The sequence below is a fragment of the Citrobacter sp. R-1.5.2 genome (genome assembly GCF_035064245.1).
GTDB lineage: Bacteria > Pseudomonadota > Gammaproteobacteria > Enterobacterales > Enterobacteriaceae > Citrobacter.
Map to the genome: position 1 here is coordinate 452,813 of NZ_JASEYC010000002.1, position 13,091 is coordinate 465,903.

The following is a 13,091-nucleotide window of genomic DNA, read 5'->3' on the forward strand; positions in this document are numbered from 1 at the left end:
ACCCAGAGGTCGGCTTTTTCATTGCTTATGATTTACTCAACAGGCTGCGGGCGTGTTGCTGGCGCGGTTGCCTGATGGCTGGCACTGTGTCCGCCTGCCGCACCTTTACCCTCAAAGGCAAAAGCAGGACGCTGCCAGTCGCTATGACGCGGCGCTTCTGGTACATATTCCGGTGCTGGTGCACGAGTCATCGGCGCGGTCGCATGGCTGTGAATCAGTTCAGCGTCCACACTGGCTGTCGCAACGTCGGCCACTGTGACTGGCACTACGGCACTCATCACATCCTTCGGCGCTTCAACAATGGGGGCTGTCTCAACAACCGGTGCAACCTCAATAACCTCTTCAACCACTTCTGGCTGGGAAACCACGGTTTCAACAGGCTCTTCGACTACTGCTGTTTGTGCAGCTTCAGCAACAGGCTCAGCTTGTGCGGCAATCTCTTCGGCAACAGGTGCATCAGCGACGGCGATAATCTGCGGTTGTTCAGCAACCGGAGTGGCAATCACTTCCGGATGTGCTGTTTCAGCCACAACAGTCTGCGTTTCCTCTACGCTAACATCAGGTTGCACGACGTTTTCCTGTACAGGGATATCCGCAATGTGCTCAACGACAGCAGCAGCGACTTGAGGCTCTACTGCCACAGGCGTGTTTTGTTCCTGATCCAGTTTCTGTTCGCGCTGTTCTTCAACCTGCATGTCCTGAGTACGGGCAACAGGGTAGCTAATCCAGACTTTGCCGGATGCTAATTCAGGAGAAGCACAGGCGACCGTTAACGGCATCGGCGACTGAACCGGATAACGTTCGTCACGATAGCGACGACGACGCTGCCCGCTTACACGCAGATGGCGAGGAGAACGACGCGAGCGACGAGGCATACCGTTGTTATCACGTGCTTCGTTGTTGTCTTCTTGCTCTGGTGCAACAACTGCAGGTAAATCGACTTTAGCCAGTTCGGTACGTTGAGCCGGTGCGGACTGTTCAACAGGTTGAGCAACGGCGGTTTCAGCAACGATGGTTGCAGTGGCCACTTCGGCTTCAACCGGCGCACTGTCGGTGAATCGAACTTTCTGATTCAACTGACGCTGTTTACGACGAGTCTGCGGCTGACGCACGCGTTCTTCCTGCTCGGAATCCTGTGCAGGCTGTTCAGCCAGGTTCAGCTCTTTAACTTCCTGCTGCGCCTGACGCTTATCATCGTTGCGACGGCGGTTGCGCTCGCGACGTGGAGCCTGCTGCTCGTCGCCGGATTTCGCTTTATCTGCAACATCGCTGGATTGCTGGCGGTTGTCACGAGTTTCAGCATTCTGCTGTTGCGCCTGACGACGGTTACGACGATTTTCATCGCGGTTTTCGCCATTTTCAGAACGTTCGTTGCGGTTGTCACGATCGCCACGGTTGTCGCGGTTATCACGGCGTTCGTTGCGGTCGCGACGATTGTTTTGGCGCGGCTTACGACGATCCTGCTGGCGTTCAGTCTTTTCTTCGGCTTTCGGTGCAGGTTGCTCCACTGGTTTCACTTCTTCGCTGCCACTAAAGATAGACTTCAGCGCGCCGAAGAAACGGCTAATCAAACCAGGCTGTGCGGCTGTTGCGGCAGTTGTTGCGGCAACTTTTGGCGCAACGGAAGGTTTAGCAACAGGTTCTTGTAGCGCCGGGGCAGGCGGAACATCAGGCATCGCAAACGTTGCAAGTGCCGGTTGCTCAGGTTGCTTACGCTCGACGTATTCTTCTTCCGTCGGTAATGCCATTGCTTCTTCGTGCAGTTTCGGCAGCAGATAGCTCAGGGTTGGCGTCTCTTCCCCTTTGCGTACACGCAGTACGGAATAGTGCGGCGTTTCCATCTGATCGTTTGGCACGATCACACAGCGCACACCATTCTGACGTGTCTCAATGGCATTGACTGCAGTACGTTTTTCGTTGAGCAGATAAGACGCAATGGGTACCGGGACGATCGCGTGAACTTCCTGTGTATTCTCTTTCAGCGCTTCTTCTTCGATCAGACGCAGAATGGAGAGCGACAGCGATTCGTTGTCACGCACGGTACCGGTGCCGGAGCAACGCGGGCAGACGTGGTGACTGGATTCACCCAGGGACGGGCTCAGACGCTGACGGGACATTTCCAGCAGACCGAAGCGAGAAATATGGCTGATCTGAATACGCGCTCTGTCCTGGCGAACGGCTTCACGCAGACGGTTTTCTACCGCACGCTGGTGGCGAACCGGGGTCATATCGATAAAGTCGATGACGATCAGGCCGCCAAGGTCACGCAGACGCAACTGACGTGCAATTTCATCGGCAGCTTCGAGGTTGGTGTTAAACGCCGTTTCTTCAATATCACCGCCGCGGGTTGCGCGTGCGGAGTTGATATCGATAGCAGTCAGCGCTTCAGTGCTGTCGATAACGATTGACCCGCCGGAAGGCAGACGCACTTCACGTTGGAAGGCAGATTCAATCTGGGATTCAATTTGGTAGTGGCTGAATAGCGGGATTTCGCCAGTGTACAGTTTGATTTTGCTGCTGAAATCCGGACGCCCCAGCGCAGCGATGTGCTGACGCGCCATCTCCATCACTTTCGGGTTATCGATAAGGATTTCACCAATATCCTGACGTAAATAGTCACGGAAAGCACGAACGATGACGTTGCTTTCCTGGTGGATCAGGAACGGAGCAGGGCGGCTTTCAGCCGCTTTTTGAATGGCTTCCCAGTGTTTCAGACGGAAGCTCAGGTCCCACTGCAGCGCCTCGGCGGATTTGCCGACACCCGCGGTACGTACAATAAGCCCCATGCCATCAGGCAGTTCAAGGCTTGCCAGCGCTTCTTTTAATTCGGTACGGTCGTCGCCTTCAATGCGACGAGAGATGCCGCCCGCACGCGGGTTGTTTGGCATCAAAACGAGATAGCTGCCTGCCAGACTGATAAAGGTTGTCAGTGCTGCGCCTTTATTTCCGCGCTCTTCTTTATCTATCTGAACGATAACTTCCTGACCTTCACGCAACACATCTTTAATGTTGGGACGGCCATGGGAACTGTAGTTTGCAGGAAAATATTCGCGGGCAATTTCTTTTAACGGGAGGAAACCGTGACGTTCAGCGCCGTAATCAACGAAAGCAGCTTCCAGACTCGGTTCAATACGGGTAATTTTACCTTTATAGATGTTGGCTTTTTTCTGCTCGTGTCCAGGACTTTCGATATCCAGATCGTACAGACGTTGCCCATCTACAAGGGCGACACGCAACTCTTCCTGCTGAGTCGCGTTAATTAACATTCTTTTCATCGTAACTTACTCATTATTCTTACATTGACGACTAAGCTGCGGGCAGAGAAATGCCTTTCCGGGTGTGAACCGATGGCCTCGTGTCTATTCGCGTCGCCAACCTCACGGTTATCGTCAGCTCAAAGAGGCGCAGAGTGTCGGTTGCCTGTATTTCATACGGAAACACAGCGCAATTATCAGGGGAACAGTCTGGGTATTACTCTCCAGAGAAGCTTCCATTGTGCTTGTCGTCTTTCACGCTGTTGGTGCGTTGGCTTCATCTTCTAACCCCAGCTACTTACGGGAGTAAGCTGCTGGGAATTCCAGACTTGCCGCCTTCCTACAACGCGAAATCCATAGAGCACTTACCGGTAAGGACTGCAACCCGCAGCCCGCTAACTGCCTGAAAGATCAATACGTCTTACGCCATTGCTGCGTTGATGATCGGTCGGGCAAAATTGGGTCATTCCGGAAAAGTTCTTGTTTTAACAAGATTCAACACGGAAACAAGCTCATTATTCCACTGCTAACCTTGTTATAGCAAGATGACTTTTGCCATTTATCACCCGGTTACTCACAGTTTTTACACTTCCGCCTGGTGATTGCTTTAATAACCACCAAATCGGTTATGTCAAACTTAAGTAATAGGGTATAGCAGTTAATATAAGCATAGAAAAATGTGTGGCGCGAATCTTGATGGCTATTTAAAATCGGCCCCCATGAAAACAGAGACTCCAGCCGTAAAAATAGTTGCCATTACTGCCGATGAAGCAGGGCAACGCATCGACAACTTTTTGCGCACCCAGCTCAAAGGCGTGCCGAAAAGTATGATTTATCGCATTTTGCGTAAAGGCGAAGTGCGGGTGAATAAAAAACGCATCAAACCCGAGTACAAACTCGAAGACGGGGATATTGTGCGTATTCCGCCTGTGCGTGTCGCTGAGCGTGAAGAAGAAGCGATTTCTCCGAATTTGCAGAAGGTCGCTGCGCTGACTGATGTCATTTTGTATGAAGATGACCATATTCTGGTGCTCAACAAACCTTCTGGCACTGCCGTTCATGGTGGCAGCGGATTAAGCTTTGGGGTGATCGAAGGTTTACGCGCCTTACGTCCGGAAGCGCGTTTCCTTGAACTGGTGCATCGTTTGGACCGTGATACCTCCGGTGTGTTGCTGGTCGCCAAAAAGCGCTCGGCGCTGCGTTCACTGCATGAACAATTGCGTGAAAAAGGGATGCAAAAAGACTACCTGGCGCTGGTAAGGGGTCAGTGGCAATCGCATGTCAAAACTGTGCAGGCACCTTTGCTAAAGAACATTCTGCAAAGCGGTGAGCGTATCGTGCGGGTGAATCAGGAAGGGAAACCGTCGGAAACCCGTTTTAAAGTGGAAGAGCGCTATGCGTTTGCCACGCTGGTACGCTGTAGCCCGGTAACCGGTCGTACTCACCAGATCCGTGTTCATACGCAATTTGCCGGGCATCCGATTGCTTTTGATGACCGCTATGGTGACCGTGAGTTTGATAAGCAACTGGCGGGTACGGGGTTGAACCGGCTGTTCCTGCATGCTGCTGCGCTGAAGTTTACTCATCCCGGTACGGGTGAGGTTATGCGTATTGAAGCGCCGATGGATAATCAGCTGAAACGCTGCCTTGAGGTATTGCGCAGCAAAGCCTGATACGCGTTGCTTATCAGGCCTACAACCGCGCAATGCGCCGTAGGCCTGATAAGACGCACCGCGTCGCCATCAGGTAGATTAACTAGGCTTTTAACGGGTTCATGTCTTCCCGGCGCAGCATCTGACACAACGCGATCAGCGGCAAGCCAATCAGTGTGTTAGGGTCGCGGCCCTCCAGACGCTCAAAGAGCGCTATACCTAATCCTTCACTTTTAAAGCTACCTGCGCAATGTAACGGGCGTTCTTTACGCACGTAATCTTCAATTTCCATTTCACTTAAATGGCGGAAATGGACGTCGAACGGTTCAACTTCGGTTTGTAGATGACCGTTAGCTGAATTATAAAGCGCCAGTCCTGTGTAAAAAGTGACAATATTTCCACTGGCTTTGGTTAATTGTCGTCTGGCATTTTCTTCTGTTAATGGCTTACCGGTTATTTCGCCATCAAGAACACAAATTTGATCAGACCCAATTATCAAATGTGATGGAAACCGATGGGCAAGGGATTGCGCTTTTTCCTGTGCCAGGCGTAACACTAAATGCCGAGGTGTTTCGCCAGGTAAGGGGGTTTCATCAACCTCTGGGGCTGCGCATTCAAACGGGATGGCCAATTTTTCGAGCAAAGCGCGACGCCAGGGAGAGGTGGACGCAAGAATAAGTTGAGGCATATTTTTTCCCCCGCATATAGCGTAATGATGAGAGCCATTTTAAACTATGGACTTCGTCCTTCAAGCTGGCTGCGATGGCTTGTCGTGATCGATTTTAAGTCGATGACCCGCAATGTGTGCGAATTATTGGCAAAAGGCAACCACAGGCTGCCTTTTTCTTTGACTATATGACGTTACAAAGTTAATATGCGCGCCCTATGCAAAAGGTAAAATTACCCCTGACTCTTGATCCGGTTCGTACGGCTCAAAAACGCCTCGATTATGAAGGTATCTATACTTCTGATCTGGTTGAGCGCGTCGCCGATTCTGTAGTCAGTGTGGACAGTGATGTGGAATGCTCCATGTCGTTCGCTATCGATAACCAGCGCCTTGCCGTTATAACCGGTGATGCGAAGGTTTCGGTCACGCTCGAGTGTCAGCGTTGCGGGAAACCGTTCCCACTTCATGTTCACACAACATATTGTTTTAGTCCTGTCCGTTCTGACGAGCAGGCTGAAGCACTCCCGGAAGCGTATGAGCCGATTGAGGTAAACGAATTCGGTGAAATCGATCTGCTTGCAATGGTTGAAGATGAGATTATCCTCTCCTTGCCGGTAGTTCCGGTGCATGATTCTGAACACTGTGAAGTGTCCGAGGCGGACATGGTCTTTGGCGAATTGCCTGATGAAGCGCAAAAACCAAACCCATTTGCCGTATTAGCCAGCTTAAAGCGTAAGTAATTGAGGAGTAAGGTCCATGGCCGTACAACAGAATAAACCAACCCGTTCCAAACGTGGCATGCGTCGTTCTCATGACGCTCTGACCGCAGTCACCAGCCTGTCTGTAGACAAAACTTCTGGTGAACAACACCTGCGTCACCACATCACTGCCGACGGTTTCTACCGTGGCCGTAAGGTAATCGCTAAGTAATCACGCATGGCTCAATGGATTTCCCACTTCGGTGAGAAAGACAGAGAGCACACGCGTGATGAAGCTTAGTGAGGCTTTCCCCGGGTAACTGGGGAAATACCTAACCGGGCAGCGACGATACCTTGACACGTCTAACCCTGGCGTTAGATGTCATGGGGGGAGATTTTGGCCCTACCGTGACAGTGCCTGCAGCATTGCAGGCACTGAATTCTAATTCGCAACTCACTCTTCTTTTAGTCGGGGATCCCGATACAATCACGCCATTACTTGCCAAAGCTGACTTCGAACAACGTTCACGTCTGCAGATTATCCCTGCTCAGTCAGTTATTGCCAGTGATGCCCGGCCCTCGCAAGCAATCCGCGCCAGTCGTGGAAGCTCAATGCGTGTCGCCCTGGAGCTCGTGAAAGAAGGTCGAGCGCAAGCCTGTGTCAGCGCTGGTAATACGGGCGCACTAATGGGGCTTGCGAAACTCTTGCTCAAACCCCTTGAGGGTATTGAGCGTCCTGCGCTGGTCACGGTTTTACCGCATCAGCAAAAGGGCAAAACGGTGGTACTGGACTTGGGTGCCAACGTGGATTGCGACAGTACGATGTTGGTGCAATTTGCCGTCATGGGTTCCGTGTTGGCAGAAGAGGTGGTTGGGATTGCCAATCCTCGCGTTGCGTTACTCAATATCGGTGAAGAAGAAACTAAGGGTCTCGACAGTATTCGGGATGCTTCTGCTGTGCTAAAAACAATCCCTTCCATCAATTATATCGGCTATCTTGAAGCCAATGAGTTGCTGACTGGCAAAACTGATGTGTTGGTCTGCGACGGCTTTACAGGTAATGTCACATTAAAGACGATGGAAGGTGTTGTCAGAATGTTCCTTTCACTGCTGAAATCTCAGGGTGAGGGCAAAAAACGGTCGTGGTGGCTGCTGTTATTAAAACGTTGGTTACAAAAAAGCCTGACAAGGCGATTTAGTCACCTCAACCCCGACCAGTATAATGGCGCCTGTCTGTTAGGATTGCGCGGCACGGTGATTAAGAGTCATGGTGCTGCCAATCAGCGAGCATTTGAAGTCGCGATTGAACAGGCAGTGCAGGCGGTGCAGCGACAAGTTCCTCAGCGAATTGCCGCTCGCCTGGAATCTGTATACCCAGCTGGATTCGAACTGCTGGACGGTGGCGAAAGTATCAACTCACGAGTGCACAGGTAACAGTGCCGGCTGAGGGTGCTGTCAACGTACCAGTGATTTGCTCGTGGCGGTATATAACCAAAAAGTGACTGAGCGTACATGTATACGAAGATTATTGGTACTGGCAGCTATCTGCCTGAACAAGTGCGTACTAACGCCGATTTGGAAAAAATGGTCGAGACGTCTGATGAGTGGATCGTCACTCGTACAGGTATCCGCGAGCGCCATATTGCTGGGCCAAATGAAACAGTTGCGACGATGGGCTTTGCTGCCGCTAACCGTGCACTTGAAATGGCCGGCATCGACAAAGAGCAAATTGGTCTGATTGTGGTTGCTACCACGTCATCAACCCACGCATTTCCAAGCGCGGCGTGCCAGATCCAAAGTATGCTGGGGATCAAAGGCTGTCCAGCGTTTGATGTTGCAGCAGCCTGTGCTGGTTTTACCTATGCACTTAGCGTTGCCGATCAGTATGTAAAATCTGGCGCGGTCAAACATGCGCTGGTTGTCGGATCGGATGTGCTGGCGCGCACGTGTGATCCAACCGATCGCGGGACGATCATTATTTTTGGTGATGGCGCCGGTGCGGTTGTACTGAGCGCATCAGAAGAGCCGGGTATTATCTCCACCCATCTGCATGCTGATGGTAGCTATGGCGAACTGCTGACGCTGCCAAATGCAGATCGCGTGAATCCGGAAAACCCGATTCACCTGACGATGGCGGGTAACGAAGTATTTAAAGTTGCGGTTACCGAACTTGCTCATATCGTTGATGAAACGCTGGAAGCAAATAATCTCGACCGTTCTGCGCTGGACTGGCTGGTGCCACATCAGGCAAACCTTCGCATTATCAGCGCGACAGCGAAAAAGCTGGGTATGTCGATGGATAATGTCGTCGTCACGCTGGACAGACACGGCAATACGTCAGCTGCTTCCGTACCGTGCGCGTTGGACGAAGCCGTCCGCGACGGGCGAATTAAAGCAGGGCAGTTGGTATTGCTTGAAGCCTTCGGAGGTGGATTCACCTGGGGCTCCGCGCTGGTTCGTTTCTAGTATAAGGATTTTAACATGACGCAATTTGCATTTGTGTTCCCAGGTCAGGGTTCTCAAACCGTTGGAATGTTGTCGGATATGGCAGCAAGCTACCCAATTGTTGAAGAAACTTTTGCTGAAGCTTCAGCGGCGCTGGGCTATGATCTTTGGGCTCTGACTCAACAAGGTCCGGCAGAAGAACTGAATAAAACCTGGCAGACGCAGCCAGCACTGTTGACGGCATCTGTCGCGTTGTATCGCGTATGGCAGCAGCAGGGTGGTAAAACGCCTGCGCTGATGGCGGGTCACAGTCTGGGTGAATACTCTGCGCTGGTGTGTGCAGGTGTTATCAATTTTGCTGATGCCGTGCGCCTGGTTGAACTGCGCGGCAAATTTATGCAGGAAGCTGTTCCGGAAGGCACAGGTGGCATGTCTGCTATCATCGGTCTGGATGATGCCGCTATCGCGAAAGCGTGCGAAGAGTCTGCTGAAGGTCAGGTGGTTTCACCGGTAAACTTTAACTCACCGGGTCAGGTAGTTATCGCCGGGCACAAAGAAGCTGTAGAGCGTGCAGGCGCGGCCTGTAAAGCTGCTGGTGCTAAGCGTGCGTTACCGCTGCCAGTGAGTGTTCCATCTCACTGCGCGCTAATGAAGCCTGCAGCCGAGAAACTGGCTATTGAACTGCAGAAAATTACCTTTAACACGCCGACTGTTTCCGTTGTGAACAACGTTGACGTGAAGTGCGAAACCACAGCCGATGCTATTCGCGATGCGCTGGTTCGTCAGCTTTACAGCCCGGTTCAGTGGACTAAGACCGTTGAATTTATGGCATCTCAGGGCGTAGAGCACCTGTATGAAGTCGGTCCGGGTAAAGTCCTCACCGGTTTGACGAAACGTATTGTTGACACCCTGACTGCTTCGGCACTGAATGAGCCGGCGGCGTTGTCTGCGGCGCTAGAGCAATAAAAGAGGAAAACCATGAGTTTTGAAGGAAAAATCGCGCTGGTTACCGGTGCAAGCCGTGGCATTGGCCGCGCAATTGCTGAGACACTCGTTGCCCGTGGCGCGAAAGTGATCGGTACTGCAACAAGCGAAAGCGGCGCGCAGGCCATTAGCGATTACTTAGGTGCAAATGGTAAAGGTCTGATGTTGAATGTGACCGATCCTGCATCTATCGAATCTGTTCTGGAAAATATTCGTGCAGAATTTGGTGAAGTCGATATCCTGGTCAATAATGCCGGGATTACTCGTGATAACCTGTTAATGCGCATGAAAGATGACGAGTGGAACGATATCATCGAAACCAACCTGTCATCTGTTTTCCGTCTGTCAAAAGCGGTAATGCGAGCTATGATGAAAAAGCGTCATGGTCGTATTATCACTATCGGTTCTGTGGTTGGTACCATGGGAAATGCGGGTCAGGCTAACTACGCTGCGGCGAAAGCGGGTCTGATTGGCTTCAGTAAATCACTGGCGCGTGAAGTCGCGTCCCGTGGTATTACTGTAAACGTTGTTGCTCCGGGCTTTATTGAAACGGACATGACGCGTGCGCTGTCTGATGATCAGCGTGCGGGTATTCTGGCGCAGGTTCCTGCGGGTCGCCTTGGTGGCGCTCAGGAAATCGCCAGCGCGGTTGCATTTTTAGCTTCCGACGAAGCAAGTTACATCACTGGTGAGACTTTGCACGTCAACGGCGGGATGTACATGGTTTAACCACGATTGAAAAATATTTGCGTTATTAGGGCGAATGGCCTCAAAATAACGTAAAATCGTGGTAAGACCTGCCGGGATTTAGTTGCAAATTTTTCAACATTTTATACACTACGAAAACCATCGCGAAAGCGAGTTTTGATAGGAAATTTAAGAGTATGAGCACTATCGAAGAACGCGTTAAGAAAATTATCGGCGAACAGCTTGGCGTTAAGCAGGAAGAAGTTACCAACAATGCTTCCTTCGTTGAAGACCTGGGCGCGGATTCTCTTGACACCGTTGAGCTGGTAATGGCTCTGGAAGAAGAGTTTGATACTGAGATTCCGGACGAAGAAGCTGAGAAAATCACTACCGTTCAGGCTGCCATTGATTACATCAACGGCCACCAGGCGTAAGTGAACATCTCCAGGCGGTCATTCGACCGCCTGAGTTTTATCTTTTTTTCCCACTTGAATTATTTTTCCCTCCCTGGAGGACAACCGTGTCTAAGCGTCGTGTAGTTGTGACCGGACTGGGCATGTTGTCTCCTGTCGGCAATACCGTAGAGTCTACCTGGAAAGCTCTCCTTGCCGGTCAGAGTGGCATCAGCCTGATCGACCATTTCGATACTAGCGCCTATGCAACGAAATTTGCTGGCTTAGTAAAGGATTTTAACTGTGACGACATTATCTCGCGCAAAGAACAGCGCAAGATGGATGCCTTCATTCAATATGGAATTGTCGCTGGCGTTCAGGCCATGCAGGATTCTGGCCTCGAAATTACGGAAGAGAACGCTCACCGTGTTGGCGCCGCTATCGGCTCCGGTATTGGCGGTCTCGGTCTTATCGAAGAAAACCATACCTCTCTGGTAAATGGTGGACCGCGTAAGATCAGCCCGTTCTTCGTTCCGTCGACGATTGTTAACATGGTGGCGGGTCATCTGACCATCATGTACGGCCTGCAAGGGCCAAGCATCTCCATCGCCACGGCCTGTACTTCAGGCGTGCACAACATCGGTCATGCCGCGCGTATCATTGCATACGGCGATGCAGACGCGATGGTTGCGGGTGGAGCAGAAAAAGCCAGTACGCCGCTGGGTGTGGGTGGCTTTGGCGCAGCACGTGCGCTGTCTACGCGTAACGATAACCCGCAAGCGGCAAGCCGTCCGTGGGACAAAGAGCGTGACGGTTTTGTGCTGGGCGACGGCGCAGGTATGGTGGTACTGGAAGAGTACGAGCATGCGAAAGCACGTGGCGCAAAAATCTATGCTGAAGTGGTTGGCTTTGGTATGAGCAGCGATGCTTACCATATGACATCACCTCCGGAAAACGGTGCAGGTGCTGCACTGGCGATGGTCAATGCACTGCGCGATGCGGCGATTGAACCTGGACGTATTGGCTATGTCAATGCGCATGGTACGTCCACACCAGCAGGTGATAAAGCAGAAACCCAGGCCGTGAAATCGGTGTTTGGTGATGCTGCACGTAGCGTGATGGTCAGTTCAACCAAATCCATGACCGGACACCTGTTGGGTGCTGCGGGCGCGGTAGAGTCTATTTTCTCTATTCTGGCGCTGCGCGATCAGGCAGTTCCGCCAACCATCAACCTGGATAACCCGGATGAAGGTTGTGACCTGGACTTCGTTCCGCACGAGGCGCGTCAGGTTAGCGGTATGGAATATGCACTGTGCAACTCCTTCGGCTTCGGTGGTACCAACGGTTCTGTGATCTTCAAAAAGATCTAAGTACCCGAAGGTGACCTACCAGGCTCTAAGAGAAAAGGCCCGCTTGTCGGGCCTTTTTTTATTCAATTTTCAGTCCTTGTCCTGGGTGACTCATCCTGCCAAACTAGCGGACCACGAATAAGGAGCCACTATGTTCTTAATTAATGGCCGTGAGCAGGAAATGCTGGCTGCCAGCGATCGGGCGACGCAGTTTGGTGATGGATGCTTTACCACTGCGCGTATTACCGACGGAAAAATTTGTTTTTTTGCAGCGCATCTCCAGCGTTTACAGGACGCATGCCAAGCATTGTTTATCCCCTTCGATAAGTGGTCAGAACTGCAAGCTGAAATGGAAAAACTGGCTGCAGGCCATGCACGTGGCGTACTGAAAGTGATTATCAGTCGTGGCAGTGGCGGTCGTGGTTACAGTGGGGCAAGCTGTCTTGAGCCGACTCGTATCCTCTCCGTTTCTGTTTACCCTGCACATTATGATAGCTGGCGAAAGCAAGGCATCGTGCTGGCGTTAAGTCCTGTTCGTCTGGGACGCAATCCGATGCTTGCCGGGCTTAAACACCTGAATCGGCTGGAGCAGGTGCTGATCCGCTCTCATCTTGAACAGACGGATGCCGATGAAGCGCTGGTGCTTGACAGCGAGGGATGGGTTACGGAATGCTGTGCGGCTAATTTGTTCTGGCGAAAAGACGACGTGGTTTATACGCCGCGGCTGGATCAGGCTGGTGTGAATGGCATTATGCGACAATTCTGTATACGTATGCTGGCACAATCGCCTTTCAGGGTTGTCGAAGTGTATGCCGGGTTGGAGGAGGTTATGCAGGCTGAAGAAATCGTCGTCTGCAATGCATTAATGCCTGTTCTCCCCGTGCGTACCTGTGATGACAGGCCGTTGTCTTCACGTTTGTTATTCAATTTTTTAGCCCCACTTTGTGAGCACCCAAATTAGTC

12 protein-coding genes are annotated in these 13,091 nt (G+C 51.7%); 10 read left to right on the forward strand and 2 right to left on the reverse strand.

Annotated elements, in window-relative coordinates:
* Positions 1–32: 32 nt before the first annotated feature.
* Entirely contained in the window at positions 33–3,275 is a 3,243-nt protein-coding gene (gene rne / locus QMN38_RS06135; RefSeq protein WP_323604708.1) for a ribonuclease E, read from the reverse strand.
* A gap of 698 nt (positions 3,276–3,973) precedes the next feature.
* Between rne and rluC the strand changes: the two genes are divergently transcribed.
* Complete coding sequence (gene rluC / locus QMN38_RS06140; RefSeq protein WP_170974373.1) at positions 3,974–4,927, forward strand: 23S rRNA pseudouridine(955/2504/2580) synthase RluC; 954 nt, start codon at positions 3,974–3,976, stop codon at positions 4,925–4,927.
* 82 nt (positions 4,928–5,009) lie between these two features.
* Here the strand turns inward: rluC and QMN38_RS06145 are convergent, their stop codons facing one another.
* A complete protein-coding gene (locus QMN38_RS06145; RefSeq protein ID WP_271441738.1) occupies positions 5,010–5,594 on the reverse strand; it encodes a Maf family protein in 585 nt (194 codons plus the stop codon).
* 197 nt (positions 5,595–5,791) lie between these two features.
* Here QMN38_RS06145 and yceD point away from each other — a divergent pair, with 197 nt between their 5' ends.
* The 9 genes from yceD (at position 5,792) to pabC (ending at position 13,089) form a co-directional block, all read left to right on the forward strand.
* Positions 5,792–6,313, forward strand: coding sequence for a 23S rRNA accumulation protein YceD (gene yceD, locus QMN38_RS06150; RefSeq protein ID WP_003036239.1), 522 nt, complete (start codon positions 5,792–5,794; stop codon positions 6,311–6,313).
* Positions 6,314–6,329: 16 nt separating this feature from the next.
* Positions 6,330–6,503: a 50S ribosomal protein L32 gene (gene rpmF, locus QMN38_RS06155; RefSeq protein WP_003036242.1), complete on the forward strand. Its 174-nt coding sequence runs from the start codon at positions 6,330–6,332 to the stop codon at positions 6,501–6,503.
* A 122-nt stretch (positions 6,504–6,625) separates the two neighbouring features.
* Entirely contained in the window at positions 6,626–7,705 is a 1,080-nt protein-coding gene (gene plsX, locus QMN38_RS06160; RefSeq protein WP_271441739.1) for a phosphate acyltransferase PlsX, read from the forward strand.
* A gap of 78 nt (positions 7,706–7,783) precedes the next feature.
* Complete coding sequence (fabH, locus tag QMN38_RS06165) at positions 7,784–8,737, forward strand: beta-ketoacyl-ACP synthase III (RefSeq protein ID WP_271441740.1); 954 nt, start codon at positions 7,784–7,786, stop codon at positions 8,735–8,737.
* A gap of 15 nt (positions 8,738–8,752) precedes the next feature.
* Complete coding sequence (gene fabD, locus QMN38_RS06170) at positions 8,753–9,682, forward strand: ACP S-malonyltransferase (protein ID WP_286629218.1); 930 nt, start codon at positions 8,753–8,755, stop codon at positions 9,680–9,682.
* 12 nt (positions 9,683–9,694) lie between these two features.
* Complete coding sequence (fabG, locus tag QMN38_RS06175; protein WP_003036255.1) at positions 9,695–10,429, forward strand: 3-oxoacyl-ACP reductase FabG; 735 nt, start codon at positions 9,695–9,697, stop codon at positions 10,427–10,429.
* A gap of 155 nt (positions 10,430–10,584) precedes the next feature.
* A complete protein-coding gene (gene acpP / locus QMN38_RS06180; RefSeq protein WP_000103754.1) occupies positions 10,585–10,821 on the forward strand; it encodes an acyl carrier protein in 237 nt (78 codons plus the stop codon).
* 86 nt (positions 10,822–10,907) lie between these two features.
* The gene (gene fabF / locus QMN38_RS06185; RefSeq protein ID WP_005129014.1) at positions 10,908–12,149 is read left to right on the forward strand and encodes a beta-ketoacyl-ACP synthase II; all 1,242 of its coding nucleotides are present in this window, start codon (positions 10,908–10,910) and stop codon (positions 12,147–12,149) included.
* A gap of 130 nt (positions 12,150–12,279) precedes the next feature.
* Positions 12,280–13,089, forward strand: a complete 810-nt coding sequence (gene pabC, locus QMN38_RS06190) for an aminodeoxychorismate lyase (RefSeq protein WP_271441742.1) — start codon at positions 12,280–12,282, stop codon at positions 13,087–13,089.
* Positions 13,090–13,091: the final 2 nt, after the last annotated feature.